Annotated in this window: 28 protein-coding genes and 1 pseudogene; 25 read left to right on the top strand and 4 right to left on the bottom strand. The window is 63.7% G+C overall.

Annotation, left to right across the window (positions count from 1 at the left end):
• Positions 1-229: 229 nt before the first annotated feature.
• Positions 230-2254: a TonB-dependent receptor gene (locus KSS90_RS19850; RefSeq protein WP_217866943.1), complete on the bottom strand. Its 2025-nt coding sequence runs from the start codon at positions 2252-2254 to the stop codon at positions 230-232.
• A 188-nt stretch (positions 2255-2442) separates the two neighbouring features.
• Between KSS90_RS19850 and KSS90_RS19845 the strand changes: the two genes are divergently transcribed.
• Positions 2443-2664 carry a VF530 family protein gene (locus KSS90_RS19845; RefSeq protein ID WP_028690109.1) on the top strand — a complete coding sequence of 74 codons (222 nt, stop codon included), beginning with the start codon at positions 2443-2445 and terminating at the stop codon, positions 2662-2664.
• Entirely contained in the window at positions 2664-3290 is a 627-nt protein-coding gene (locus tag KSS90_RS19840; protein ID WP_217866942.1) for a Pr6Pr family membrane protein, read from the top strand. The genes KSS90_RS19845 and KSS90_RS19840 overlap by 1 nt, the downstream gene beginning before the upstream one ends.
• Positions 3291-3731: 441 nt before the next feature.
• Here the strand turns inward: KSS90_RS19840 and fdxA are convergent, their stop codons facing one another.
• The 3 genes from fdxA to KSS90_RS19825 form a co-directional block, all read right to left on the bottom strand.
• On the bottom strand, positions 3732-4055 hold the full coding sequence (gene fdxA, locus KSS90_RS19835; protein WP_023629582.1) for a ferredoxin FdxA: 324 nt from the start codon (positions 4053-4055) through the stop codon (positions 3732-3734).
• A 139-nt stretch (positions 4056-4194) separates the two neighbouring features.
• Complete coding sequence (mutS, locus tag KSS90_RS19830) at positions 4195-6768, bottom strand: DNA mismatch repair protein MutS (protein ID WP_217866941.1); 2574 nt, start codon at positions 6766-6768, stop codon at positions 4195-4197.
• Between the two features lie 121 nt (positions 6769-6889).
• Entirely contained in the window at positions 6890-7093 is a 204-nt protein-coding gene (locus KSS90_RS19825; protein WP_217869867.1) for a hypothetical protein, read from the bottom strand.
• Between the two features lie 112 nt (positions 7094-7205).
• Between KSS90_RS19825 and KSS90_RS19820 the strand changes: the two genes are divergently transcribed.
• From KSS90_RS19820 to KSS90_RS19710, 23 genes and pseudogenes are all read left to right on the top strand, one after another.
• On the top strand, positions 7206-7952 hold the full coding sequence (locus KSS90_RS19820) for a LexA family transcriptional regulator (RefSeq protein WP_217866940.1): 747 nt from the start codon (positions 7206-7208) through the stop codon (positions 7950-7952).
• A gap of 462 nt (positions 7953-8414) precedes the next feature.
• Entirely contained in the window at positions 8415-8762 is a 348-nt protein-coding gene (locus KSS90_RS19815) for a phage holin family protein (RefSeq protein WP_186714660.1), read from the top strand.
• A gap of 25 nt (positions 8763-8787) precedes the next feature.
• On the top strand, positions 8788-8976 hold the full coding sequence (locus KSS90_RS19810; protein ID WP_217866939.1) for a zinc finger domain-containing protein: 189 nt from the start codon (positions 8788-8790) through the stop codon (positions 8974-8976).
• 10 nt (positions 8977-8986) lie between these two features.
• A complete protein-coding gene (locus KSS90_RS19805) occupies positions 8987-9817 on the top strand; it encodes a putidacin L1 family lectin-like bacteriocin (RefSeq protein ID WP_217866938.1) in 831 nt (276 codons plus the stop codon).
• 62 nt (positions 9818-9879) lie between these two features.
• Positions 9880-10377 carry a hypothetical protein gene (locus KSS90_RS19800; protein WP_217866937.1) on the top strand — a complete coding sequence of 166 codons (498 nt, stop codon included), beginning with the start codon at positions 9880-9882 and terminating at the stop codon, positions 10375-10377.
• On the top strand, positions 10374-10934 hold the full coding sequence (locus tag KSS90_RS19795; protein WP_217866936.1) for a phage baseplate assembly protein V: 561 nt from the start codon (positions 10374-10376) through the stop codon (positions 10932-10934). Before KSS90_RS19800 ends, KSS90_RS19795 begins: the two co-directional genes overlap by 4 nt.
• 91 nt (positions 10935-11025) lie before the next feature.
• Entirely contained in the window at positions 11026-11358 is a 333-nt protein-coding gene (locus KSS90_RS19790; RefSeq protein WP_110738424.1) for a hypothetical protein, read from the top strand.
• Positions 11359-11461: 103 nt separating this feature from the next.
• Positions 11462-11788, top strand: a complete 327-nt coding sequence (locus tag KSS90_RS19785) for a GPW/gp25 family protein (protein ID WP_028690641.1) — start codon at positions 11462-11464, stop codon at positions 11786-11788.
• Positions 11785-12666 carry a baseplate assembly protein gene (locus tag KSS90_RS19780; RefSeq protein ID WP_217866935.1) on the top strand — a complete coding sequence of 294 codons (882 nt, stop codon included), beginning with the start codon at positions 11785-11787 and terminating at the stop codon, positions 12664-12666. Before KSS90_RS19785 ends, KSS90_RS19780 begins: the two co-directional genes overlap by 4 nt.
• Before the next feature lies 1 nt (position 12667).
• Complete coding sequence (locus tag KSS90_RS19775; protein ID WP_139669597.1) at positions 12668-13276, top strand: phage tail protein I; 609 nt, start codon at positions 12668-12670, stop codon at positions 13274-13276.
• Positions 13269-14342: pseudogene (locus tag KSS90_RS19770) on the top strand (phage tail protein); the annotation flags it as partial. The gene KSS90_RS19775 and the pseudogene KSS90_RS19770, both read left to right, overlap by 8 nt.
• Positions 14343-15560: 1218 nt before the next feature.
• A complete protein-coding gene (locus KSS90_RS19765) occupies positions 15561-16073 on the top strand; it encodes a phage tail protein (RefSeq protein ID WP_217866933.1) in 513 nt (170 codons plus the stop codon).
• Positions 16074-16153: 80 nt separating this feature from the next.
• Entirely contained in the window at positions 16154-17320 is a 1167-nt protein-coding gene (locus KSS90_RS19760; protein WP_217866931.1) for a phage tail sheath subtilisin-like domain-containing protein, read from the top strand.
• Positions 17321-17333: 13 nt separating this feature from the next.
• Entirely contained in the window at positions 17334-17843 is a 510-nt protein-coding gene (locus KSS90_RS19755) for a phage major tail tube protein (RefSeq protein WP_023628885.1), read from the top strand.
• Between the two features lie 12 nt (positions 17844-17855).
• Positions 17856-18158 carry a phage tail assembly protein gene (locus KSS90_RS19750; protein ID WP_217866929.1) on the top strand — a complete coding sequence of 101 codons (303 nt, stop codon included), beginning with the start codon at positions 17856-17858 and terminating at the stop codon, positions 18156-18158.
• A gap of 125 nt (positions 18159-18283) precedes the next feature.
• Positions 18284-20572, top strand: coding sequence for a hypothetical protein (locus KSS90_RS19745; RefSeq protein ID WP_217866927.1), 2289 nt, complete (start codon positions 18284-18286; stop codon positions 20570-20572).
• A 9-nt stretch (positions 20573-20581) separates the two neighbouring features.
• Positions 20582-21427, top strand: a complete 846-nt coding sequence (locus KSS90_RS19740) for a phage tail protein (protein WP_217866925.1) — start codon at positions 20582-20584, stop codon at positions 21425-21427.
• The gene (locus KSS90_RS19735; protein ID WP_217866923.1) at positions 21402-21608 is read left to right on the top strand and encodes a tail protein X; all 207 of its coding nucleotides are present in this window, start codon (positions 21402-21404) and stop codon (positions 21606-21608) included. The genes KSS90_RS19740 and KSS90_RS19735 overlap by 26 nt, the downstream gene beginning before the upstream one ends.
• A gap of 17 nt (positions 21609-21625) precedes the next feature.
• Positions 21626-22660: a phage late control D family protein gene (locus KSS90_RS19730; RefSeq protein WP_217866921.1), complete on the top strand. Its 1035-nt coding sequence runs from the start codon at positions 21626-21628 to the stop codon at positions 22658-22660.
• Between the two features lie 209 nt (positions 22661-22869).
• Positions 22870-23421, top strand: coding sequence for a glycoside hydrolase family 19 protein (locus KSS90_RS19725; protein ID WP_217866920.1), 552 nt, complete (start codon positions 22870-22872; stop codon positions 23419-23421).
• Positions 23422-23453: 32 nt separating this feature from the next.
• Entirely contained in the window at positions 23454-23915 is a 462-nt protein-coding gene (locus tag KSS90_RS19720; RefSeq protein ID WP_217869830.1) for a lysis system i-spanin subunit Rz, read from the top strand.
• A 140-nt stretch (positions 23916-24055) separates the two neighbouring features.
• Positions 24056-24628: a hypothetical protein gene (locus KSS90_RS19715; RefSeq protein WP_217866919.1), complete on the top strand. Its 573-nt coding sequence runs from the start codon at positions 24056-24058 to the stop codon at positions 24626-24628.
• 30 nt (positions 24629-24658) lie between these two features.
• On the top strand, positions 24659-25141 hold the full coding sequence (locus KSS90_RS19710) for a CinA family protein (protein WP_217866917.1): 483 nt from the start codon (positions 24659-24661) through the stop codon (positions 25139-25141).
• Positions 25142-25165 lie beyond the last annotated feature (24 nt).

Below are 25165 nucleotides of genomic sequence, written 5' to 3'. Positions count from 1 at the left end.
GAAATGGCTGCGATTGAGGATCGATGAAGCGATTCAGCTTGCGGCTGGGAGGATATAGGGGAAGTTGTAAGAAAAAAAGACAAAATGTCGCAGGGGATTGTTGCCGATGGGGTAACAGTAAGGGGGCAGGAGGTTGCTTCGCAGCCTGTTCGCCGGCAAGCCGGCTCCCACAGGTCAAGCGCAGTCCTGTGGGAGCTTGCTGCTGAATGGGGACAAACGCCCCCGGCAATCAGAAGCTGGTACGCAGGCCCACCTGTACACTGCGCCCCGGCGCCGGCGCGATATCGCGCAGGATCGAGCTGGCATAGCGCACGGTCTGGTCGGTGAGGTTCTCGCCGCGCACGAACGCCAGCCATTCACTCTGGCCGATGTCGAAGCGATACCCCAGGCTGGCGCCTAGAGTGGTGTAACCATCAGTACTGGTTTCGTTGCTCGGTTTGCGCCGTTGCGACGCGGCATGCTGTACATCGATCCGGGCCTGCCAGCGATCCAGCTCCCAGACCAGACCGCTGTTCAGGCGCAGCGGTGCGATACGCGGCAGCGGCTCGCCGCTGTCGAGGTTCTTGGCCCGGGTATAGTCGCCGGACAGTTCCAGGGCGAAGCTGCCGTAGCGATTTTCCAGCAACTTCCAGCGGTCCTGGGCCTCGATGCCGTAGAAGCGTGCGCGCACACCCTGGTAGGCATATTCCGGGATATCACCGTGATCGTGATCATGGTCGTGGTCATGCCCTTCACGCAGGTTGCCGGTGCCGATCAGGCCGATGTAGTTGCGAAAATGGCTGTAGAACACACCGACGCTGCCCTTGTGGGTGCCGTTGTCGAAGCGCAGGGCCAGGTCGCCGGAGATGGCCTTTTCCTTGTTCAGGTTCGGGTCACCTATCTCGTAGGCGCCGGTCGCCACGTGGGCGCCGTTGGCATACAGCTCGTAGAAGGTCGGCGCGCGCTCGGTGTAGCCGAGGTTGGCGGCCAGCGACCAGATCGGGTCGAGCTGGTACACCGCACCCGATGACAGACTGAAGGCGTTGAAGCTGCTAGCGCTGTCGGTTCCGGCAAAGGTTTCGTTGCCCTTGGCGTCCGGATCGACCCGGGTGTGTTCCATGCGCGCGCCCAGGCTCAGGTTCAGGCGCTCGCTGGCCTGCCATTGCTCGAGCAGGAACAGCGCCAGGCTGTCGGTATCGGTGTGCGGGACAAAGGCTTCCTCGCCCAGTGCGGAGAACTCGTTGCGGCTGACTTGGGCGCCGATCACGCCCTCGACCGGACCCAGCGGTTGGTGGCGGGCCTCGATGCGTGCCTCGTAGCCCTTGTTCTTGAAGGTGGTATGCACTTCACCGCTTTCGATTTCACGGTGCTGGTAGTCGGTGTAGCCGGCATCGACTTTCACCGAGCTGAATGGTCCGTCGAGATCGCGCAGTTCCGAGGCGAAACCGTAATGGTCCTGTTGCATGTCCAGGCGCACGCCGGGCTCGGCCACCGAGCCGTAGTTGCTGTCGTAGCGGCTGTAGGAAAGACCGGTATAGCCATGGTCCCAGTGGTAGCTGCCGCCGATTGCGCCGCCGTCCTGGCGCCCGTCGCTGTTCTTCAGGCGGTGCTTGCTGCCGGGCTCGTCGGCATCGCGCACCTTCGAGCTGCGGGCGTAGCCGGGGATGCGCAGGTCGTTGAACTGGCGGCTGTTGGCATCCAGATGCAAGGCGAAGGCACCGTTGCCGGCTTCCAGCTTGCCGGCGCTGCTGCGGGTGGTGTCGGCGCCACCGTAGCGCAACTCGCCGGCACCGTGGATGCCGTCGATGGGCGCGTCGGGGATACGGTTGTCGAAGGTGTTGACCACGCCGCCGATGGCGTTGCCGCCATACAGCAGGGCAGCCGGGCCGCGGACGATCTCGACCCGCTCGATAGTCACTGGGTCCAGTGGTACGGCGTGGTCGTAGGACAGCGACGAGGCGTCCAGGGCGCCGACACCGTTGCGCAGGATGCGGATACGGTCGCCGTCCAGGCCGCGGATCACCGGGCGGCTGGCTCCGGGGCCGAACCAGGTGGAGGCGACGCCGGGCTGTTTGTTGAGGGTTTCACCGAGGCTGCCGTGTTGCTGTTGCAGCAGGTCGTCGCCTTCTAGGACGGTACTGGGCGCGGCCAGCTGGGCGTTGCCCAGCGGGTTGGCGGTGATCACCTGGGGTTGCAGTTCGACGGCCTGGCTGGAGGTGGAGGCCAGCCAGAGCGCGACGGCAAGGGGGGAGAGGTGCAGCGGCATGTGACGCATGGGGATGTGGCGTTCCTTGGCAGAGTCGTTTTGACGTTACAATATAACATCACTATTTCAGCACAAGGCTTTCCGTGCTTGCCAGTGGTTTTTGTGTTGCCTGTTCCGGTCTCGTCGTGGGCAATCGGCATCCCATCACCCACTACACTCGTGTAAGGTGCGCACCTTTCCGAACCTGGAGCACTGGCATGAGCACGGCCAATCACAACGCGCTGCACGGCAAGACTCTCGAGCAGATCCTCACCGAGCTGGTGGCGCACTACCAATGGCAAGGCCTGGCCGAGCGCGTCGACATCCGCTGCTTCAAGAGCGATCCGAGCATCAAGTCGAGCCTGACCTTCCTGCGCAAGACCCCGTGGGCACGGGAAAAGGTCGAGCAGCTGTACGTGAAGCTGCAGCGCAAAGGCTGATGCCGCGCCGCCCCTGGCTGGCTCTGGCAGCCGTACTCGGCTGGACCGGTCTGGCGATCCAGTTGTACCTGGTGTTGCTGGCGCGCTGGCAGGAGCAGGCCAGCCTGATCGGCGGGCTGGTCAATCTGTTCTGTTATTTCACCGTATTGAGCAACACGCTGGTGGCCACCGTGCTCAGCCAGGCCGCGTTCGGCCGCGAGTCGGCGTCCAGGCGCTGGTTCCTGTCGCCAGCGGTCAGTTCGTGTGTCGCCGCGAGCATACTGCTGGTGGCGCTGGCCTACAGCCTGCTGTTGCGCCACCTTTGGCAACCCCAGGGCTGGCAGTGGCTGGCGGACGAACTGCTGCACGACGTGATGCCGCTGCTGTTCATCCTGTACTGGTGGTTCGAGGTGCCCAAGGGGCGGCTGCGGCTCTGGCATCTGGCAGCCTGGGCGCTGTATCCGGGGTTGTATTTTGCTTTTGTGTTGCTGCGCGGGCATGAAATTGGGGTATATCCCTATCCGTTCGTCGATGTGGCGCGACTCGGCTATGGGCAAGTGTTGATGAATGCACTTGGGGTGCTGGCGGGGTTTTGGGGGATCGGCTTGCTGTTACAAGGGCTCGACCGCTGGCGCGGGCGGCATTGACGCGGGAGAGACCCGTGGCACCCTCACCGAAAATGTTTATTTCGCCACCCTCGTAGTATCGCGTGTAAGCATTCGCTTACTCATCATGTAAGTGATCGCTGTAGGGATCAGTAAATCAATGTCGTTTCCAGTGGTTCACTTTTTCTAACCACATGAAATATATAAATTTTATAAACATCAAAAGATGTTTCATATGAATCATCCTGAGATATTCGCTGCTTGTCCCGAGGCGGGGAATCGCTAGTATTCGAACTGTGTCTACGGACTGACACAGGCTTTCAAGGATGATCGCCAAGGACATCGCGGGACGCGATTCATCAGGACGATGATTGGGACATACAGGGACTACGGAAAAAATGTGGGCGGGTCAAACCGCCCCTTTTTTTTGCCTGCGGAAAATGAAAAAAGGCCCTCGCGGGCCTTTTTCGTACCTGGGCGCTGTCAGCGCTCCAGATCGGCGATCTTGCCAGGCTTGCCATCCCACTCTTCGGCGTCCGCCAGGGCGTCTTTCTTCTCGGTGATGTTCGGCCAGATTTCGGCCAGCTCGGCGTTCAGCTCGATGAAGTTCTCCATGCCGGACGGCACTTCGTCTTCCGAGAAAATCGCCTGGGCCGGGCACTCAGGCTCGCACAGCGCACAGTCGATGCATTCGTCCGGGTGAATCACCAGGAAGTTCGGGCCTTCGTAGAAGCAGTCCACCGGACAGACTTCCACGCAGTCGGTGTACTTGCATTTGATGCAGTTGTCGGTGACGACGAAGGTCATTTCTAATTCTCTCCTCAGGCGACGGCAGCTTGCCCTTCCTTCCAGGGCAGCGCGGTTCACGGTGCTGGCTGCAGACCAGGCTAATAACCTGCAGCCCTCGCAAACCGCGCCGGATTCTACCAGCTTGCGCGGTGGGCCGTTATAACAGGTTTTTCAGTTGATATAGCATTTCGATAGCTTGGCGCGGCGTCATGTCATCCAGGTCCAGCTTGCCCAGCTTCTCGATGGCCGGGTGTGGCAGGCTGGCGAACAGGTCGCTCTGGTGCGGCACGTGAGGCGTGTTGTCGCGCGGCGTTGCAAGCGGCGCTTCGTGGGGCAGGCTGGTGGTCTCCAGCCGGCCCAGATGCTCGCGGGCACGCTGGATCACCGCCGCCGGCACGCCCGCCAGTTGCGCAACGGCCAGGCCGTAGCTCTGGCTCGCGGGGCCCGGCAGCACGTGGTGCAGGAACACGATGCGTTCATTGTGCTCGGTGGCGTTCAGATGCACGTTGGCCACCAGCGGTTCGCTGTCCGGCAATACGGTCAGCTCGAAATAGTGGGTGGCAAACAGCGTGTAGGCGCGCAACTGAGCCAGGCGCTCGGCGGCGGCCCAGGCCAGCGACAGGCCGTCGAAGGTACTGGTGCCGCGGCCGACTTCGTCCATCAGCACCAGGCTGCGATCGGTGGCGTTGTGCAGAATGTTGGCGGTTTCGCTCATCTCGACCATGAAGGTCGAGCGCCCGCCGGCCAGGTCGTCGCTGGAGCCGATACGGGTGAAGATACGGTCCACCGGCGACAGCTCGCAGGCGGCTGCCGGGACGAAGCTGCCGATATGCGCCAGCAGCACGATCAGCGCGGTCTGGCGCATGTAGGTGGACTTACCGCCCATGTTCGGACCGGTGATGATCAGCATGCGCGTGCTGTCGTCCAGGCCCAGGTCGTTGGCCACGAACGGCGTGGTCAGCACTTGCTCGACCACCGGATGGCGGCCCTGCTCGATGCGCAGGCACGGTTCGTCGACGAAGCTTGGGCAGTTCAGGTCCAGGTTCAGGGCGCGTTCGCCCAGGTTGCTCAGCACATCCAGCTCGGCCAGCGCCGCGGCGCTGTCCTGCAGTGGCGCCAGATGCCCAATCAGGGTTTCGAGCAAGGCATCGTAGAGCATCTTCTCGCGGGCCAGGGCACGGCTCTTGGCCGACAGCGCCTTGTCCTCGAACGTCTTCAGCTCGGGGGTGATGAAACGTTCGGCGCCCTTGAGCGTCTGCCGGCGGATATAGTCGGCGGGTGCCTGTTCGGCCTGCTTGGTCGGCAGCTCGATGAAATAGCCATGCACGCGGTTGTAGCCGACCTTGAGGTTGGCCAGGCCGGTGCGGGCTTTCTCGCGGGCTTCCAGGTCGATGAGGAACTGGCCGGCGTTCTCGCTGATCGACAGCAGTTCGTCCAGTTCGCTGTCGTAGCCGGTCTTGAGCACGCCACCGTCGCGGATCACCGCTGGCGGGTTATCGATGATCGCCCGCTCCAGCAGGCCGGCCAGCTCTGGGTAGGTGCCGGTGATCGCGGCCAGGCGCGCCAGGTGCGGTGCCTCCAGCTCGGCCATGGCGTTCTGCAGCTCAGGCAGGGCGCCGAGGGCGTCGCGCAGGCGCGCCAGGTCGCGTGGGCGGGCGTTGCGCAGGCCGATACGCGCGAGGATCCGCTCGATGTCACCGATTTCCTTGAGCTGCGGCTGCAGCTTTTCGAAGCGATAGCCGTCGAGCAGGCAGCGGATCGAGTCCTGGCGTGCCTTGAGCACCTTCAGGTCGCGCAGCGGACGGTTCAGCCAGCGGGTCAGCAGGCGGCTGGCCATGGCGGTCTGGCAACGGTCGATCACCGATTGCAGGGTGTTGTCGCGGCCACCGGCCAGGTTGATGTCCAGCTCCAGGTTGCGGCGGCTGGCGGCATCGAGGATGACGGTGTCGTCCAGGCGCTCGTGGCGCAGGCTGCGCAGGTGGGGCAGGGCGGTGCGCTGGGTTTCCTTGGCGTAGCCCAGCAGGCAGCCGGCGGCGCCGATGGCCAGGGTCAGCTTGTCGCAGCCAAAGCCCTTGAGGTCCTGGGTGGCGAACTGCTGGCAAAGGCTCTTGCGTGCCGAATCACGGTCGAAGTCCCATGGGGCACGGCGCCGTGCGCCACGGCGCTTCTCCGCTGGCAGGCCCTGCGGCCAGTCATCCGGGATCAGCAGCTCCACCGGGTTGATGCGCTCGAGCTCGGCCAGCAGGTTCTCCCAGCCCTTGATCTCCTGCACGGTGAAGTTGCCGCTGGTGATATCCAGTACTGCCAGGCCGAACAGCCGCTCGTCGCCGAGCAAGGCGGCAATCAGGTTGTCGCGACGCTCGTCGAGCAACGCCTCGTCGCTGATCGTGCCCGGGGTGATGATGCGCACCACCTGGCGCTCCACCGGGCCCTTGCTGGTGGCCGGGTCGCCGATCTGCTCGCAGATCACCACCGACTCGCCGAGCTTGACCAGCTTGGCCAGGTAGCCTTCGAGCGAGTGGAACGGAATCCCGCACATGGGAATCGACTGGCCCGCCGACTGCCCGCGGGCGGTCAGGGTGATATCCAGCAGTTTCGCGGCTTTCTTCGCATCTTCGTAGAAGATCTCGTAGAAGTCGCCCATGCGGTAGAACATCAGCTGGTCCGGGTGCTGGTTTTTCAGCTTCCAGTACTGCTGCATCATCGGGGTGTGTGCGGAGAGATCAGACATTCAGGGCCTTACAGCGGGTGGTCTGGTGGCAAATTTCGAAACCGTCAATGGTACAGGCTTTTTTCAGTGGGCGCAGGTTGGATGGGTGGGGCAAATCTGCGCAGGCTGTCAGGTGTCGGCATCAGCCTGGGTGGCCGAAGAACTGGTTGAGGAGGATCAGTTCCATGATCACCACCAATACACAGAACATCACGAAACCTCGGCTAAAGACGCGCCGTGGCCGTTCATAGGAAGGCCAGTCCTGGATGTTGAGGGCAGCCATCAACGCAATGATCGACCCGACAAGCAGGTAGGTGGGCCAGCGACGCCGCGGCGAAAGGTCCATGCCGTTCGGTGATCCTTGGAGAGAAAAAAGCGACGATAGCGATGGCCCGGGAGCGGGGCAACCAGTGTTTCTCATTGCCTGGCCGTTGCATTTCCGTTTCCACGGTTGCATTATGCGCATTATGCAAAAACGCAACGTAGCCTCCGTACTCAGAGAACTGCTCGCCCGCCACGGCCTGTCCCCGACAGAGCTGCATCGGCGCACGGGCGTACCTCAATCCACCCTGTCGCGGATTCTCAGCGAGAAGATCGTCGATCCTTCGGACAAGCACGTCTCGAAGATCGCCGAATACTTCGGCGTGAGCACCGACCAGTTGCGTGGCCGTGTCGAGCTGGGCGAGTCCCGCGACACGGTCCCGCTCGCCCAGGGCCATGTGGCCCTGAGCGATATCAGCCTGTGGGACGATGAAACCCCCGTCGAGGACGACGAGGTATCCGTTCCTTTTCTTCGTGAGGTCGAGTTGGCAGCAGGATCAGGAAGATTCGTCATCGAAGAAAGCGAAAACGCTCGCTTGCGCTTCGGCAAACGCAGCCTGCGCCACAATGGCGTGCAGTTCGACAACGCCAAGTGCGTGACGGTGCGTGGCAACAGCATGCTGCCGGTGCTGCGCGACGGTGCCACGGTCGGGGTCAATACCGGTAAATGCACCATCGGCGACATCATCGATGGCGACCTGTATGCCATCAACCACAATGGCCAACTGCGGGTGAAACAGGTCTACCGCTTGCCTACCGGCATTCGCTTGCGCAGCTTCAACCGTGATGAACATCCCGATGAGGACTACAGCTTCCAGCAGATGCAGGAAGAGCAGATCAGCGTCCTCGGCCACGTCTTCTGGTGGGGCATGTACGCCCGTTGATCTCCGTCCCTCGATAAAAACCCGCTTCGGCGGGTTTTTTTTCGCCCTCAGAAAACCCCTACATCTGTATCCGACCAGGCCCTTATGCATAGAAGCAAAAGCTGATGCATAAAAATTTGAATTTGTGCATTGACTGCATATGCATGAATGCATAAAATGTATCCCAAGCCGGACGTAAACCGGTTGAGATATAGGCAGCGATGAACAGGCCTCGACTGTTCAGAGGGTTGGCAACTGGCCCGGGTGTGCAGCGTAAAGCACCACGATCAGTTATCCGGCGGGCAGGCGGCCGCGGTCGGAGTCACCAATTTGAAGCGCAACCGCACGGCGTCACCAGTCGTGGCCGGCGGTTACACCGCGCATTACTGAAAAGCCTGCAGAGCGGGCTTTTTGGAATGCCGAGTCAAGCCAATCACGATCCGCCGGCCTGTCGCCGGCGGACAACACACAGGAGACAGGAACGTGACGAACGAGCAACAGACGTTGCTGGAGATGCCGCTCTGGCTGGTGATCCTCCTGGCATTGCTGGGCGGACTTTCCGGTGAGATGTGGCGCGCCGACAAGGCCGGCGCCCGCGGCTGGGGGCTGCTCAGGCGGCTGGCGCTGCGCTCCGGAGCCTGCATGGTTTGCGGGGTGTCGACGGTCATGCTGCTGTACGCCAGCGGCATGTCGATCTGGAGCGCCAGCGCCTTCGGCTGCCTTACCGCCATGGCTGGCGCCGACGTGGCCATCGGCCTTTACGAGCGCTGGGCCGCTCGGCGGCTGGGGTTGGGCGAGCAGCCTGCGGCTGTGCGCCAGGACGAAGAATGAACGCGGTTACAAGGAAGAGAAGCGGATGTTCAACGAGTTTCGCTGCGGTAAATGCAACCGCTTGCTGGCCCGCATCGGCGGGTCGGCGCTGGTCCAGATCAAGTGTTCGCGCTGCGCGACCATCAATCACATGAAGGCCACGGGCCTCGACAACGTGCCGACGAGCGATCAGGACGGGCCGCAGAGCCCGGCTCCCCTTCAATCGATCCAGTAGGAGAAACACCATGGCAGGTCGTACCCGCATTCCTTTCAACGGCGTCGGCACTTCGGTGCTGCCCGCTTATCAGACCCTGTCGGCGGGCCAGTACCTGCTGTCGCCCAACCAGCGCTTCAAGCTGCTGCTACAGGGCGATGGCAACCTGGTGATCCAGGACAACGGCGCCACCGTCTGGGTCGCCAATGAACAGCAACCCTTCAGCTCGACCGTCCCCCTGCGCAACAAGAAGGCCCCGCTGGCGTTCTACGTGCAGTACGGCGCATTCCTCGACGATTACTCACGGCGCCGGGTGTGGTTGACCAACAACAGCACCTTCACCAGCAACGACCAGTGGAACCGCACCCACCTGGTGCTGCAGGACGACGGCAACATTGTGCTGGTCGACTCCCTGGCGCTGTGGAACGGCACGTCGGCTATCCCGCTGGTGCCTGGCGCGGTGGACTCGCTGCTGCTGGCGCCTGGCTCCGAGCTGGTTCAGGGCGTGGTATATGGCGCGGGCACCAGCAAGCTGGTGTTCCAGGGCGACGGCAATCTCGTGGCCTATGGCCCGAACGGCGCGGCCACCTGGAACGCCGGCACTCAAGGCAAGGGCGCTGTGCGCGCGGTGTTCCAGGGTGACGGCAACCTGGTGGTCTACGGTGCCGGCAACGCCGTGCTGTGGCATTCGCACACCGGCGGCCATGCCAGCGCGGTGCTGCGCCTGCAGGCCAACGGCGGCATCGCCATCCTCGACGAGAAACCGGTATGGGCGCGCTTCGGCTTCCAGCCAACCTATCGCCATATCCGCAAGATCAATCCCGACCAGAAGCCTATCGATATCTGGACCTGGCACTTCTGAGCCGGACGCCGGGCCTTTCCTGGCCCGGCCTTCGCCGAACCTAGCGTTCAAGGAGCACAAGCATGAGCGAACTGGCCCAGTTGTACGCGGCCGTCACCGCCACTCTACGGACGGCGTTGCCGGCCTTCGCCACGGTCGCCACGGAAGGCGACGACAAAACCGAGCCGGCCCTGCCGGCCCTGGTGCATGGCGTGGTGCGCATGCGTGGCGACGAGGCGCTGCGTGACGGTCGCTCATTGCTGATGGCGACCTTCGAGGCCCGGGTTACCGCCCAGGGCACTCCTGCGCAGGCACGGACGCAGGCCGGCGTGCTGGCGGCGCAGCTGATCGATGTGCTGCGTCAGCAGTGCTGGGGGCTCGATTACGTCGAGGGCGCGCGGGACATCCTCGCCGAAGCCGAGGGCACCAGCTGGCGGGTGCAATGGGAACAACCTGTCCTGTTAGGCACTGTCCACTGGCCCTGGCCCGACCAGCCGGCGGGCAGCCTGATGCTGGGCTTTGCCCCGGACACCGGGCCCGGCAACCAGGACAAGTACCTGTCACCGGAGGACCTGGCATGAGCTACGCCAGTGCGATGCACGATCGCATGCTGGCCAGCCTGGTGATTCCCTGTCGGGTGGTGGCGGTCGACCTGGCCGCAGCCCGGGTGCGGGTGTCCGACGGCGGCGGCTGGACCAGCGCCTGGGTGCGCTGGCATGCCCAGGCTGCCGGCAAGGCCCGCCACTGGCGGGTACCGAGCCTGGACGAGCAGGGGGTATTGATCAGCCCCAGCGGTGAACCGGCCCTGGGCACCTTCGTCCCGGGGTTGTATGGCAATGCCGGGACGGCACCTGACAACCGCGACCACGTCGAGGTCTGGCGCTTCGACGACGGCGGTTCGCTGACCTACGACTGGCAGGCCAAACGCTATGACGTCCAGCTACCCAGCGGCCAGGCCACGGTCAAGGTCGGCGCCAGCACCCTGGTGGTCAGCGACAACGCCATCACCCTCGACGCTGCGTCGATCAGCCTGACCGGCAGGGTCGCCATAAACGGCCCGCTGACGGTCAGCGGTGACATCAACGGTGGTGGCCGGATCATCGATACGGCCGGCAACACTGCCAATCACAAGCACTGAACTACGGCATGAAGCCAGCAAGATCGCCACTGAGCGACATGAACGCGGCGTGTGCCGCGACCCATCATTTCGACTCAAAAGGTAAAGCAACATGGAAGCAGTAAAAGTCGGTAAGCATTTCTTCAACGCCCACCCAACCGCCGTCAGCCAGGTTTTCAGCGCGGCGGACAACAAGGATGGCGTGTACCTGCGTACGGCCACCCTGTGTACCGGTGGCGGCATCCTCAACCTGTACACCGGCCCGAAGGCGCCGGCCTACATCGGCGACATGAGCGTTCACGCCATCATGGGCGGGATCAATGGCGGCATCGACTCGCAGTACACCCTGCCTTATCCGTTGTTCATCCCGGCGGGCTACGGCCTGTGGACCGTCGCCAACAACGCCACGGCGGCCATCGCCCTGACCTACGACTTCGTCTCCTGAAACGGCTGCCCGGCTTGTCCGGGCAACCCACTCCTCTCTGCCAGGTGATAACCATGCGCTATCCGAACAGGCTACCTGGAGCCTCAATCCCAGGAGGTGCCCCATGATCGGCATGGACCGCCGCACTGGCCAACCCTTGTCGGGCGTGGCCCACCTGCGTCAATCCATCGAGGACATCCTCACCACGCCGCTGGGCAGCCGGCGCATGCGCCCGGAGTACGGCAGCCAGCTGCGCCGCTACGTCGACCTGCCGGTCAACGAAGGTTGGAAGAGCGCGGTGCAGGCCGAGGTGGCCAGGGCCCTCGGGCGTTGGGAGCCGCGTCTGAAGTTGGAGCGGGTCAAGGTCGTCGCCGTGCTCGATGGCCAGGTCAGCCTGGCCCTGAGCGGCCGTTACCTGGGCGATGACGCCCTGGTGGAGGTGACTGTATGAGCCAGGTCGACCTGTCGAAACTGCCCGCGCCGCAACTGCTCGAAGACCTTGATTTCGAGGTGCTCTACCAGGAAGACCTGACCAGCTTCCGCACCCAGATGGGTGAAGGCTGGACCGCCAACCTGGAAAGCGACCCGGTGACCAAGCTGCTCGAGGTGGGCGCCTACCGCAAGCTGCTCAACCGGGCGCGGATCAACGACGCGGCCAAGGCCCTGTTGCTGGCCTACGCCCAGGGCAGCGATCTTGATCAGCTGGCGGCCAACGTCAGCCTGCAGCGCCTGGTGATCCAGGCGGCGGACCCGGGCACGATTCCACCGACCGAGGCGGTGCTCGAATCCGACGACGCCCTGCGCGAACGGGTGCAGCTGGTCTACGAAGGCCTGACCACCGCCGGCCCGCGCAACAGCTACATCCTCCACGCCCGCAACGCTTCGGGGAGGGTCGCCGACGCGACCGCCGAAAGCCCGTCGCCGGCCGTGGTGGACGTCACCGTGCTGAGCCTGGACAACGATGGCGTGGCCAGCCCCGAGCTGCTGGCCCAGGTCAAGGCCTACCTCAACGACGACGATATCCGCCCGGTCGCCGACCGGGTCAATGTGCGCAGCGCCGAGGTGCTGCCGTATCGGGTCGAGGCGGTGCTGCACATGGCCGACAACGGCCCGGAGTTCGAAGCAATCCTCAGCGAATGCCGGCGCCGTCTCCAGGCTTGGGTCAACCCGCGCCGACGCCTGGGCGTCGAGATCGCCCGCTCGGGGATCGACGCGCAACTGCATATCGACGGCGTGAGCCGCGTCGAGCTGGTCGGTTGGAGCGATATCCGCCCGAGCAAGGCCCAGGCCGCCTGGTGCATGGACATTGAACTGCGGCGGGGGGGCTGACATGCAGAGTCTTCTGCCGCTCAACCGCACGCCACTGGAGCGGGCCATCGAGGTGGCCGCCGACGAGGATCTCAAGGCCGCCCTGCGCACCCTCTACAACCCCGACACCTGCCCGGCGCACCTGCTCTACCAACTGGCCTGGGCCTGGTCGGTGGACCGCTGGGACGACAGCTGGAGCGAGGCGATCAAGCGCTCGGTGATCCGCTCGGCGTTCTTCGTCCACGCCCACAAGGGCACCCTCGGCGCCCTGCGGCGGGTGGTCGAGCCGTTCGGCTACCTGATCGAGGTGCAGGAATGGTGGCAGACCCAGCCGGCCGGGGTGCCGGGGACCTTTGCGCTGAAGGTCGGGGTGACCGACACCGGCATCAGCGAGGAAACCTACAACGAATTGTCGTCGCTGATCGACGACGCCCGGCCGGTCAGCCGCCACATGACGGGGCTGGCGATCAGCCTCGAAAGCCGTGGCGCCCTCTACTTCGGCTGCACGCTGCAGGACGGCGACGAACTCGACGTCTACCCGCCGGCATCGCCTGACCTGATCGTCAGTGGCGCCATCGGCCGCGGCGGCCGCGAACACACAATCGATACCTTGGACATTGCACATGGTTGACCAGAATTCCCAGTTCTACGCCATCCTCACCAACGTGGGCGCGGCGAAACAGGCCAACGCGGATGCCTTGGGCATCCCTTGGAAAATCACCCAGATGGGCGTGGGCGACGCCAATGGCGCCGACCCCACCCCCAACGCCACTCAGACCAGCCTGATCAATGAATGGCGCCGCGCGCCGCTGAACCAGCTGAAGGTGGACGACAAGAATAGCGCGATCATCGTCGCCGAGCAGGTCATCCCGGCGGATGTCGGCGGCAAGTGGATCCGCGAGATCGCGTTGTACGACGCCGATGGCGACATGGTCGCCGTGGCCAACTGCGCGCCGACTTACAAACCGTTGCTCAGCCAAGGCTCGGGGCGTACTCAGGTGGTGCGCATGAACTTGATCGTAAGCAGCGCCAGTAATGTGCAGTTGAAGATCGATCCGGCGGTGGTGCTTGCCACCCGTGAATGGGTCACCGAGGAGCTGGCGCGGCAGGATTTCAAGCATTCGATGTTAGTGGCCACCACGGCGGCCATTACCCTGAGTGGCCTGCAGACGGTGGATGGCGTTGCGCTGCCAGCAGGTGCGCGGGTTCTGGTTAAGAATCAGGCCGCAGCCAAAGACAATGGTTTGTACACCGTTGTCGCTGGTGGGCCTTGGACGCGCTGCACCGATGCCGACTCTAGCGACAAAGTCACTCCAGGCTTGCTGGTATTGGTTGAGCGCGGCGCCGTCAACGCGGACAGCGGGTGGCAGTTGGTGAGTGACGGACCAATCACGCTGGGGGTGACGGCGTTGGGTTTTGAAATGGCGTTCGGTCGAACCGGCGTGGCAGCGGGCACTTATCAAAGTGTAAAGGTGGACACTTACGGTCGGGTACTGTCCGCGAGCAACCCGACAACGGTAGCTGGCTATGGACTGACGGATGTCTATACCAGAAACGAAGTCGACCAGGTCATGTTGCTCAAGGCGCCGGTGGCAAACCCTGTGTTTGAAGGCGTGCCGAAGGTCCCAACCGCAGCAGTGGGTGATAACAGCATGCAGGCGGCCAGTACTGCCTATGTGATAAGGGCTATCAATGCCTTGGTGAACGCCGCACCGGGAACGCTGGACACGCTGAAGGAGCTGGCCGATGCCCTTGGCAATGATCCGAGCTTTGCCACGACAGTTGCCAACTCTCTTGCTCTCAAGGCTCCGTTGGCCAGCCCTGCATTTTCGGGCATACCGCTGGTACCGACTGCTACGACGGGCAACAAAAGCAAGCAAGCGATCAACTCCGAGTTTCTGCGCGCCACGCTGGACAAGTACGGTTTGGGTGCCACCCAGACCGGCGATGTTAGTTCGGCGGCTCAACTACCGACGTTGCCTTCGGGGCACTATTACTACGACTCAAGCTTTTCTCCTTATGGGGGTTATGCATTTGTTCAGCGTACTACGTACAACGGGTCAGCTGGCTTCGAAGTGGCGAATATTCCATATGCGGACCGAATATTTGCAAGGGCAAGCAATGCTGATGGCACCTGGCGGATACCTTTCGAGCTGGCGAAACTCAATAGCCCCTCCTTCGTCGGCGTTCCTGTGGCACCCACTGCTGCCTCAGGTACCAACAGCCAACAGTTGGCCACGACTGCTTTTGTGCAGACAGCGGTGGGGAACAGGCTGATAGTCAGCGGTGTGAGTCAGCAGCGTCCGCAACTAGCTTCGGCTGTCAATACGGCGGACTGGCGCTCCACCGGGCTGGAGCTCCGAGAAGTTCAGCAGGTGGGAGAATGGGCTCCCGCCGAGGTGCGGGACGAATATGGCCCAGGCCTTGCTTTTCATTGGGCTGGCAAATACGCAGCAAAGCTCCATATGGACGTTGGCGGCCAACTGAAGTGGAACGGCTACCCGTTGGCGTCCCTGGTCAATCCGGTGTTTACCGGCGCGCCCAAGGCAGACACAGCCCCTTACGGCGATGACACTACGCGACTTGCCAACACCAGCTTTGTACAGAGCGCTTTGAGGAATGCTGTTTCGCTTACGCTTGGGGTGGGGCAGACCTGGCAGGACGTCAGAACCTCGAGGGCTGCGAATACTACTTACACGAATACGACGGGGCGCCCGATTGTGGTGACGCTCTCTCAAGTGAACCACTTGGGATTGCTATTGAAGTACTTCGTCAATGGGCTGGAGGTTTGCTGGTCGAGTAGCGGCGTCCAAACAGGCATTAGCGATTCTGTGTCTTTTATTGTGCCCCATGGAGTGACCTATTCCTGCAACTTCCAGCCAACGACCTGGCTGGAACTTCGATAAGGAACATGCATGAAATACTACAAAGACCCTAGCATGGGAACTGTATTCGCCTATGAGGCGGATGGCTCGCAGGATGATCGTATTCCACAACACTTAGTTGCGATCACACAAGACGAGGCGACGGATCTGACGCGACCTGTCCACGATGAGGTGTCCCTTTGCAGGTGGCTGGATGCGGTAACTGACGCCGCCCGTGTTGCCGTGGTTGGTGATCCACTACGTGTCATTGAGTACGAGCGGGCTGCCGCTGAAGCTACGGCTTTTGCAGCAGCCGGCTACGCGGGCGACATTCCTCCGATGATCGCTGCCTGGGCTATCAATGGCCGCACGTCGCAACAGGCGGCCGATGAGATTTTGCGGGAGTCAGCCCGGCATGACGTAGCGTTGTTACGACTGCGCGAATTGCGTCTACAGGCCAAGGAGCAGATTCGCGGCGAGTGCTCAGCCGGCCGCATTCTCGAAGCTCAAACTATCGCAGAGGACGCGATATCAGCGATTCAGTCCGTTGCACCGATTCGGTAAAGCCATGCACTGACGGAGCTTTTCTTTTCCATCCTATTCCTGGCCTCGCGATGCGAGGCCTTTTCATATCTGGAGATTTTATGAGCGGATTCTTCCACGGCGTCACCGTGACCAACGTCGACACCGGCGCCCGCAACATCGCACTGCCATCGTCCTCGATCATCGGCCTGGTCGACACCTTCACCGAAGGCCCGGGCGTCACCGCCAAGGCCAATGACCTGGTACTGATCACCAGCGAGCGCGAAGCGGTCGCGGCGTTCGGCCAGGACGCGGCGATCACCAAGGCCTGCCGCGCCATCTACAGCCGTGCCAAGGCGGTCATCGTCGCTTGCGGCGTGGCCAAGGTCGAAGACGCCGCCGAGCAGACCTCGGCGATCATCGGCAACGTGCTGGCCGACGGCAAGCGCACTGGCCTGCAGGCGCTGCTCGACGGCAAGAGCCGTTTCAACGCCCAGCCGCGCCTGCTGGTCACCCCCAAGCACAGCGCCACCCAGGCCGTCGGTACCGCCCTGGTAGCCCTGGCCGACAAGCTGCGCGCCATCGCCATCATCGACGGCCCCAACACCACCGATGAAGCGGCCATCGCCTACGCCAAGAATTTCGGCGCCAAGCGCGCCTTCCTGGTTGATCCGGGCGTGCGGTACTGGGACAACGCCGCAGAGGCCACCGTCGACGCGCCGGGTTCGGCCTGGGTCGCCGGCCTGTTCGCCTTCACCGACCGCGAGTACGGCTTCTGGGCGTCGCCTTCGAACAAGGAGTTCGTCGGCATCACCGGTACCACCCGTGCCGTGGAGTTCCTCGATGGCGACGACACCTGCCGCGCCAACCTGCTGAACAACGCCAACATCGCCACCATCATCCGCGACGACGGCTTCCGCCTGTGGGGCAACCGCACCCTGTCGAGCGACCCGAAATGGGCCTTCGTCACCCGCGTGCGGACCATGGACATCGTCATGGACGCGATCCTCTACGGCCACAAGTGGGCCGTCGACCGCTCCATCACCGCCACCTACGTCAAGGACGTCACCGAGGGCCTGCAGGCCTTCATGCGCGACCTGAAGAACCAGGGCGCGATCATCAACTTCGAGGTCTTCGCCGACCCGGAGCTGAACACCGCCAGCCAGCTGGAGCAGGGCAAGGTGTACTGGAACATCCGCTTCACCGATGTGCCGCCTGCCGAAAACCCCAATTTCCGCGTCGAAGTCACCAACCAGTGGCTGACCGAAGTCCTCGATTCCGCCGCTTAAGGAGCGCACCTACATGGCAATGATTCCCGAAACACTGGCCAACCTGAACCTGTTCGTCGATGGCGTCAGCTTCCAGGGCGACGTGCCCAGCCTGACCCTGCCCAAGCTCACCCTGAAGATGGAAGAGCACCGCCCCGGCGGCATGGACATGCCGGTCGAGATGGACCAGGGCATGGAGAAGCAGGAAGCGGCCTTCACCACCACCGGCGTGCGCCGCGAGTCGCTGAAGTTCTTCGGCCTGGCCGACGGCACCGCCTTCAACGGCACCTTCCGCGGCGCCTTCAAGGGCCTCAAGGGCAAGATCAACCCGGTCATCGTCACCCTGCGCGGTTCGCTGAAAGAGATCGACATGGGCGACTGGAAATCCGGCGACAAGGCCGAGATCAAGCACAGCGTCGCCGTCACCTACTACAAGCTCGAAGTCGATGGCCGCCTGGTCTACGAAATCGACGCCCTGGGCATGAAGCGGGTGATCGACGGTGTCGACCAGCTGGCCGCCCAGCGCGCCGCCCTGGGTCTTTAAGGAGAACGCTCGATGGCTCAAGCGAAGAAACTGCCGCAATGGCTGACCGTCAACGCCGAGCGGGTGACCGTGCGTCTGTCGCGCCCCAGCGAGGCCAACGGCGTGCAGGTCGACAGCCTGTCGCTGCGCGCACCGACCGTGCGTGACATCCGCAATGCCCAAGCCGGTGGCGCAGTTGACGACGAGCAGCGCGAACTGAACCTGTTCGCCTCGCTCGCTGAAGTCGGCATCAAGGACCTCGAAGGCCTGGCCCTGAAGGACTACAGCCGCCTGCAGAGCGGCTATTTTCGCCTGGTGCAGGACGACGAAGTTTGACCCTGCCCGGCAGAAGGCCGCCGCCAGGCGGCTGGCCAAGGAGCTGAATTTTTCCGCCAGCGAAATCATGAGCATGTCGTACAGCGACATGGTTTGGTGGCTGGCGGAATGACAAGGAGGAACCCATGGCGAACACACAGGTGTTCACCCTCGGGCTCGGCGTCAGCGCCGACAGGCCGTTGGGCGCCGCGTTCGATAAGCTCCGTCAGCGCATCGGGTACTTGCGCAAGGAGGCGGATGGCACCCACCTGGGGCGGCTCATCGCTGAGGTGATCCGTCTGGGGGTGGAGCTGGACAAGGTGGGACAAGTCGGCAGGAAGCTGGCCGGTGAACAGGCAGGAGCCCATGACGCGCAGGTCGAGCGCTTGCGTGATGAAGGCGATCGTGTTGGCGAGCTGCAGCAGGCCTATGTTCGCCTCGGGCAGGTAATCGCGGGGTTACCGCGACGCAAACCGTTGCCCGTTCGCAGCATCTGGCACCCACCTTTGCTGCTGCCGGCGGCGAACGGCAAGACAACGGCTGAAACGCCGGTCAAACCGACGACACCGGCCACAACCACATCCACGCCCCGTAGTGCTGGCGAGAAAAGCAAAATCGTCATGGCAAGCCTGGGTGGGCTTGCCGCAGGGGGGATTGCGGCATACAAGGCCAGTCGCCGTCTGTCTCCCGAAGAGCGACAGCGGGCCGTCAAGGCGGTCCACAGCAAGACCGAGATGGGCGCTGTTACAGCGATGCTGAAGGGCACCGAGGCAATAGTGACCGGCGAGGATGGCCGGGCGAAGGCCAAGGGCGTCGGTGCTGCAATCGGTGAGCTGGCCGGCAATCTCCTTGGCGCGGCCCTTGGGGCAGCGAAGGGCGGTGCGGGCGGCGGCAAGCGTGGTGAGGATTACGGCAGCTTGTTTGGTGCCTACCTGGGCGAGAAGCTCGGTGGTCGCGCTGGCGAAGGGCTGTACGACTTCTTCAGCGACAGCAGTGACGAAAAGAGCAGGACACCCGAGGCAGCTGCGGATCGTTCTACCAAGGCGGAAACGCCGCTCCAGCTGGCCGGGCCCCCGGTCAGCCTGTTCGAGGCACAGGCTGACGCAGGGACGCTACCGACCTTGGGCAGCGCCTTTGGCGAGCTTGGGGTCGGCGCCATGCTGGCAGGGCAACGCTTGCTGGCACTGAGCGACGCAACCCTGCCTGGCGCACAGGTCCCCATAGCAACTGCTCCCGTGCAGACATCCGCCAGTGCGTTGCTGAAAGCCGTGGCGGACAAGCCACCGGCAGCACCCGCTTCAACGCCAGCCACGCCTTCTGCGCCGGCAGCCGATGCTCCCAAGGGAGTCCTCTCCAAGATGGGGGGGGCCGTCAAATCGCTCGGCAAGCCAGCGGTGCTTGGCGCCGTGGGTAAAGGCCTGGAGACATTCACCAGTGACAAGTCCGAGAGCGATAAGGCCGAAGGCTACGGCAATGCTGTAGGCGGTCTGGTCGGTACGCTGGTTGGCGGTGCTTTGGGTTCGGTCGTGCCGGGCCTGGGAACTGTCGTCGGCTCCACGGTCGGCGGCATGGTGGGTGAGGCGGTTGGTGGCTGGGTCGGTAAAACCTGGTTCGGTGGTGACAAGGAGGTTGCTAAACCGGTCGCCGGAAAAGTGGAGTCATCCGCAACGCCTGCTGCCAAAGGTGATCCGGGGGGCGCGATGCCCGCAAGCAACAAGATTGCCGAGGCAAGCGAACCTGCCAAGGAGGGCGCGCAAGCTTCCCAAACGGCCCAATCTACAGCAGATGCAGCCTCAGCACCGGAACCCAGGGGCGTTGGCGCGGCGATGAAGGTCCTGGCCAAGCCTGCGGTACTGAAAGCGACTCGGCAAGGGCTGGAAACCTTCACCAGCGACAAGCCCGATGGCGAAAAAGCCGAAGGCTATGGCAGTGCCGTCGGTGGGTTGGTCGGGACGCTGGTCGGCGGGGCCATCGGCTCTGTCGTGCCGGTGGTCGGCACCACCTTCGGTGCCGCACTGGGTGGGATGGTGGGCGATCAGATTGGCGGTTGGCTGGGCAAGACCTGGTTTGGCGGCAAGGATCAGCCGATCAAAGGGGATGCTGCAGCCAAGGCCGGCGAGGCCACGTCCGCCACGCCCAAGGACACGCTAGAGCAGAAGGCCGTACCCGGTGATGTGGTGCGCTCGATAAGCAGTCAGGCGACACCTGCCCAGGGGCCGCCCGCCGTTACCTCGACACCTGCGACCACACCGCCGGCACCCGTCTACAACCAGCAATTCACGTTCACCTCGAACATGCCCGTCAGTGTCACCAATAGCCTCGACGACCCAGGCACGCTTGCGCAACTGGAGGCCATCGCCCGTCGTCAGTTGGAAGAGCTGATGCGCCAGGCCCGTTCGGCACAGTTGGCCGACACCCCACATATCGCACTTTAAGGAGGATCCATGACCTACCTGGAGCAGCTGCAAGCCACGCTGCACGCCCTGGTCAAGGCGGGAGAGGCAGGGCGTCGGCGTGCCGACGCCATGCTCGATCCGATGAACGATGCGATCGTCCATATACAGGGCGCGGTGGGTGAGCTGGAAGGTTTGCCGGTGGTCGGCCCGATCATCGGTGCCAAGCTTCAGCGCACCATGCGCGCGATCACCAATGCCCAGGCCCGGGTTGCCAAGGTGGTGGCCAAGTACGACCAGGCGGTGGCGGTGGTGCGCCAGGTGCGCGACCGCATCGACGGCTTCGCCGCTCACGCCGCCAAGGCCGGCGCAGCTATTCGCCGTGTGGTAGGGGAAGTGCGTTCCACCGTCAACGGCGTGCTGTCGACCCTGGGTTTCGCGCCCGAGGCGACGCCGGCTGCCGAAGCGGTCAAGCCCTTCCCGCACTTGCTGGTGCTGCAACCGCTCAAGGCGGGCGCGGCGCCGTACTACTTCAACCTGGACACCGCCGCCTTCGACCAGTTACGCCGGCAGACGCGTTTTCGCTGGGCCGGGCAGGAGCGCCTAAGCCGCGAGAGCGCGCAGCAGGCGATAAGCCTGGGAGAGGAGAGCATCAACATCCGTGGTGCGATCTTCCCCGGCTTCAAGGGCGGTCTGGGCCAATTGCAGACGCTGCGCAGCATTGGCCGCCAGTTGCTGCCGCTGTCGTTGACCACGGGCTACGGCGAGGTGCTCGGCACCTGGTGCCTGACTAGCATCGAGGAGGAGCAGAGTGTCCTGCTGGCCGGTGGCATTCCACGCAAACAAGGCTTTTCACTGGAGTTCGTGAGCTATGGCCAAGACTTGCACAACGTCTGAGGGCGACCTGCTCGATACGCTCTGCCAGCACTATTACGGCCACCTGACCGGCACGCTCGAGGCCGTGCTGGATGCCAACCAGGGGCTGGCGGACGAGGCGCAGCCTTTTCGTGCCGGGGTAAGGATCCTGTTGCCTGAACTCGCGATGGCAACGAGCGATACCTTGCAATTGTGGGACTGATTTCTGGAGCCTTGAGCGTGCAACCCCAATTTCGTATCACCGCCGACGGCAACGACATCACCGCCCTGATCAACGACCGCTTGCTGCTACTGCGCACCACCGACAAACCCGGCCTGGAGTCGGACGAGTTCGAGCTGCGCATCGATGCCCGCGACGGCGCCCTGGCCTTACCGGCCAGGGGCGCGCTACTCGAGGTGTACCTGGGCTACGCCGGGCAGGCGTTGAGCCGCCTGGGCCGCTACACCGTGGATGAGGTCGAGCTGTCCGGCCCGCCGGACACCCTGGTGATCCGCGGCAAGGCCAGCGACTTGCGCGGCAGCGGCAAGACCATTCGCAGCGGTAGCTGGGAGAACGCGACGCTGCAGCGCATCGTTGCCGAGATCGGTGCCCGCAACGGCTGGCAGGCAGTGTGCCCGGTGGCCGTGCAGGTGCCGCGGGTCGATCAGTACAGCGAGTCGGATTTCAACTTCATCACCCGCCTGGCGCGTCTGCACGACTGTACCGCCAAACTCGCCAATGGCCAGTTGCTGGTGTTGCCGCGCCAGGGTGGGCAGAGCGCCAGTGGCAAACCCCTGGATGTGGTGGGCATTGCCCGCAGCGATGTCAGCCAGTGGCAGTTTCGCCTGGCCGACAAGAGTGCCCACAAGGCCGTCAGAACCCGCCACCAGGACAGTGGCAGCGGGCGTCTGCAGGCGGTGGAGCTGTTCAATGGCGATGCCCCGGACGGTCTGCAACCGGTATACACCGACCGTCACCTGTACCCTAACCGCGCCGCGGCGGAACAGGCCGCCCGCGCTCGTTTGGCCAGCTTTAACCGCGACACCGCCAGCGTGCGCCTGGATATGCCTGGGCGTACCGATCTGTTCGCCGAGCGCAGCATCGATGTTCAGGGCTTTCTGGCCGGGCTCGATGGGCGCTACCTGATCGAATCGGTCGAGCAGGTGTTTACCAGCAGCGGCTGGCGCACCACCGTGCAGTGCAACGGCGGCCGCCAGGGCAAGGCCAAGGTCAAGGGCGCCGCGCCTCGGCGGACGGGGGCGCTCCAGGCCTGAGACAGGGCGGTGAGGTTTCCCCATGCCTGCCGGCGGCGGCGCTCCCTATAGTCCCTGACTGCCGGTCCGCTTCACCCTGCTCCAGGTCGGGTGCGGCCGTCGCCGCATCTTGAATCCTGTGAAAGCCACGCGCTTCGAGTCATCGCCCATGAGCGAGCCGCAGGCGGCACCGGCCGCCTTTCGATCAGACCGCAATGGAGAATGCAGCGATGCCGCTCACTGAACAGCAACTCAAGCAGATTTACCCACTCGCCGGCCAGCGTGCCGCCGTTTTTCTGCCGGCGCTCAACACCGCCATGGCTAACTGGGAGATCGACCACCCCAAGCGCGTTGCCGCGTTCCTGGCCCAGATCGGCCATGAGTCCGGCCAATTGCGCTACGTGAAGGAGCTGGGGAACGACAAGTACCTGGCCCGCTACGATATCGGCACCCTGGCGCTGCGCCTGGGCAACACGCCCGAAGCCGACGGCGACGGCCAACGCTATTGCGGCCGTGGCCTGATCCAGGTGACCGGGCGTAACAACTACCAGGCCTGCAGCCGTGCATTGTTCGGTGACGAGCGCCTGCTGGCGCAACCGCAGATGCTCGAGCAACCCCGTTGGGCCTGCGAGTCGGCTGCCTGGTTCTGGCACTCGCGTGGGCTCAATGCCTTGGCCGACCAGGGCGAGTTCAACCGCATCACCCGCCATATCAACGGTGGCCTCAACGGTTTGTCCGAACGGCTCGAGCTGTGGAAGCGAGCGCGGGAGGTGCTGTGCTGAGCCGCCTGCCACTGGCGCTGTGCCTCGGACTGATGGCGTTGTCCGCGGTGCTGGCCTGGCAACTCCAGGGCTGGCGCCTTGGGCGTCAACTGCACGAGCAGGAACAGGCGCTGGTGCAGCAGCGCCTCGACCAGGCCGAGGCGCTGCATGGCCTGCTGCTCGCCGAGCGCGAGCAGCGCCAGGGCCTCGAACAACGCCTGCACGACAGTGAAGCTAAGCATTTCCAGGAGTTGACCGATGCCCAACAGACTCAGGCTCGCCTGCGTGACCGCCTTGCTACTGCCGATCTGCGCCTGTCGGTCCTGGTCGAGCGCGACACCGCCTGTACCTCAGTGCCTACCGCCGCCGGCGCCGGCGGCGTGGATCATGGCCCCGTACGCGCCCGACTTGACCCAGCGCATGCTCGACGAATTGTCGCCATCACCGACGACGGCGATCGTGGACTGATCGCCTTGCGGGCGTGCCAGGCCTACATCCGTGCGCTGTCGCGCTGACCGGCCAAGCCTTGCGCGGACTGGACAGGGCAACCCTGGGCGATAACATGACGCGCTTGGGCAGGACTTCCCGGGGCGCCGTCGGGGACATCCAGGCTCTGGGGCCGGTCGACGTTACCGCACGCAATGAAAAGGATGTCATGCAAACCATTAAAGCGGCTGGACTGCTCAACCTTTGCCAAGGGCTGCTCATACTGGTGAGCGTGTTGCCAATCTTCGCCATTGCCCTGTGGTTGCCAACTCAGGCGCAAGGCCCGCTGCCAGCCGTGCTCGAGCGGTTTCTGGTAGAGGACCTGCTGGGACGGGTCGGCCTCTGGTCATCGAACTTTCCGCTTGAATCCATGGCTATCGCCAATTACATCGCGGTTGCCGCCCCCTTGTTCGCCGCCGGGCTTGCCGTGATCCTGCAGCAGCCCGGTGCGGGGTTGCCTGCGCGCTTGCCCGTCCTTGCCTGGCATCGCTACCTGTTGCTGTACCTCGGTTTGGCCACCCTCATCGCGTTCATGCTTCATTACAACTACTTCACCTATGTGGATTTTGCCCATCACCGCAGCAAGTTCCGCTGGGTCGCGCTCAACCCGACGTTGTTTGCATGCTTTGCCGCAACCATGCTGATGGTGTTGGAATACCTGCTGTTCCTGAGCTACCTGCTTTTTGTCCATTACCCGGCCGGATGGCTGGCACGATGCCTGGACAGGTCTCCAGGATGTTAGGGTAGAGCCCATTCTCCTAAGGAGCCCGTCATGGACCCGATCACCGTACTCTCCACCCGTCTGGGCGAACACCTGCGGCGCTTCAACGCCCAGGTGACCACCGCCGAGTCCTGCACCGGTGGCGGTATCGCCGAGGCGATTACCCGTGTTCCTGGCAGCTCGGCCTGGTTCGAGGCCGGCTACGTCACCTACTCCAATGCCCAGAAAACCCGCCAGTTGGGAGTTCCGGAGTCATTGTTCGCTCAAGTGGGGGCGGTCAGCCAGGAAGTGGTCGAGGCCATGGCGAGGGGCGCACAGACTGCCAGCGGAGCGCGCTTCGCGGTAGCGGTCAGCGGCGTGGCCGGTCCCGACGGCGGCTCGCCGGCCAAGCCGGTGGGCACGGTGTGGCTGGCCTGGGCCGATGGCATCCACGTGTGCAGCGAGCGCCGCCACTTCGACGGTGACCGCGAAGCGGTGCGCCGACAGACGGTGATCGCCGCGTTAGACGGCTTGTTACAGCTTGGTGCGGAGTAAATCGCCCGACGGGGGTTTGCGGAA

The sequence above is a fragment of the Pseudomonas maumuensis genome, assembly GCF_019139675.1.
GTDB lineage: Bacteria > Pseudomonadota > Gammaproteobacteria > Pseudomonadales > Pseudomonadaceae > Aquipseudomonas > Aquipseudomonas maumuensis.
Note: the sequence above shows the minus strand (reverse complement) of the source record. Positions and strands in the feature narration are given on the sequence as shown.

Coding starts and splice junctions, on each gene's coding strand:
- KSS90_RS19790 (WP_110738424.1), top strand. CDS start 11,026: ATGGAAGCAGTAAAAGTCGGTAAGCATTTCTTCAACGCCCACCCAACC.
- KSS90_RS19755 (WP_023628885.1), top strand. CDS start 17,334: ATGGCAATGATTCCCGAAACACTGGCCAACCTGAACCTGTTCGTCGAT.
- KSS90_RS19775 (WP_139669597.1), top strand. CDS start 12,668: ATGCAGAGTCTTCTGCCGCTCAACCGCACGCCACTGGAGCGGGCCATC.
- KSS90_RS19750 (WP_217866929.1), top strand. CDS start 17,856: ATGGCTCAAGCGAAGAAACTGCCGCAATGGCTGACCGTCAACGCCGAG.
- KSS90_RS19795 (WP_217866936.1), top strand. CDS start 10,374: ATGAGCTACGCCAGTGCGATGCACGATCGCATGCTGGCCAGCCTGGTG.
- KSS90_RS19740 (WP_217866925.1), top strand. CDS start 20,582: ATGACCTACCTGGAGCAGCTGCAAGCCACGCTGCACGCCCTGGTCAAG.
- KSS90_RS19845 (WP_028690109.1), top strand. CDS start 2,443: ATGAGCACGGCCAATCACAACGCGCTGCACGGCAAGACTCTCGAGCAG.
- KSS90_RS19710 (WP_217866917.1), top strand. CDS start 24,659: ATGGACCCGATCACCGTACTCTCCACCCGTCTGGGCGAACACCTGCGG.
- KSS90_RS19745 (WP_217866927.1), top strand. CDS start 18,284: ATGGCGAACACACAGGTGTTCACCCTCGGGCTCGGCGTCAGCGCCGAC.
- KSS90_RS19850 (WP_217866943.1), bottom strand. CDS start 2,254: ATGCGTCACATGCCGCTGCACCTCTCCCCCCTTGCCGTCGCGCTCTGG.
- KSS90_RS19735 (WP_217866923.1), top strand. CDS start 21,402: ATGGCCAAGACTTGCACAACGTCTGAGGGCGACCTGCTCGATACGCTC.
- KSS90_RS19810 (WP_217866939.1), top strand. CDS start 8,788: ATGTTCAACGAGTTTCGCTGCGGTAAATGCAACCGCTTGCTGGCCCGC.
- KSS90_RS19765 (WP_217866933.1), top strand. CDS start 15,561: ATGAAATACTACAAAGACCCTAGCATGGGAACTGTATTCGCCTATGAG.
- KSS90_RS19820 (WP_217866940.1), top strand. CDS start 7,206: ATGCGCATTATGCAAAAACGCAACGTAGCCTCCGTACTCAGAGAACTG.
- KSS90_RS19825 (WP_217869867.1), bottom strand. CDS start 7,093: ATGGACCTTTCGCCGCGGCGTCGCTGGCCCACCTACCTGCTTGTCGGG.
- KSS90_RS19780 (WP_217866935.1), top strand. CDS start 11,785: ATGAGCCAGGTCGACCTGTCGAAACTGCCCGCGCCGCAACTGCTCGAA.
- KSS90_RS19760 (WP_217866931.1), top strand. CDS start 16,154: ATGAGCGGATTCTTCCACGGCGTCACCGTGACCAACGTCGACACCGGC.
- KSS90_RS19725 (WP_217866920.1), top strand. CDS start 22,870: ATGCCGCTCACTGAACAGCAACTCAAGCAGATTTACCCACTCGCCGGC.
- KSS90_RS19785 (WP_028690641.1), top strand. CDS start 11,462: ATGATCGGCATGGACCGCCGCACTGGCCAACCCTTGTCGGGCGTGGCC.
- KSS90_RS19715 (WP_217866919.1), top strand. CDS start 24,056: ATGCAAACCATTAAAGCGGCTGGACTGCTCAACCTTTGCCAAGGGCTG.
- mutS (WP_217866941.1), bottom strand. CDS start 6,768: ATGTCTGATCTCTCCGCACACACCCCGATGATGCAGCAGTACTGGAAG.
- fdxA (WP_023629582.1), bottom strand. CDS start 4,055: ATGACCTTCGTCGTCACCGACAACTGCATCAAATGCAAGTACACCGAC.
- KSS90_RS19720 (WP_217869830.1), top strand. CDS start 23,454: ATGGCGTTGTCCGCGGTGCTGGCCTGGCAACTCCAGGGCTGGCGCCTT.
- KSS90_RS19800 (WP_217866937.1), top strand. CDS start 9,880: ATGAGCGAACTGGCCCAGTTGTACGCGGCCGTCACCGCCACTCTACGG.
- KSS90_RS19805 (WP_217866938.1), top strand. CDS start 8,987: ATGGCAGGTCGTACCCGCATTCCTTTCAACGGCGTCGGCACTTCGGTG.
- KSS90_RS19840 (WP_217866942.1), top strand. CDS start 2,664: ATGCCGCGCCGCCCCTGGCTGGCTCTGGCAGCCGTACTCGGCTGGACC.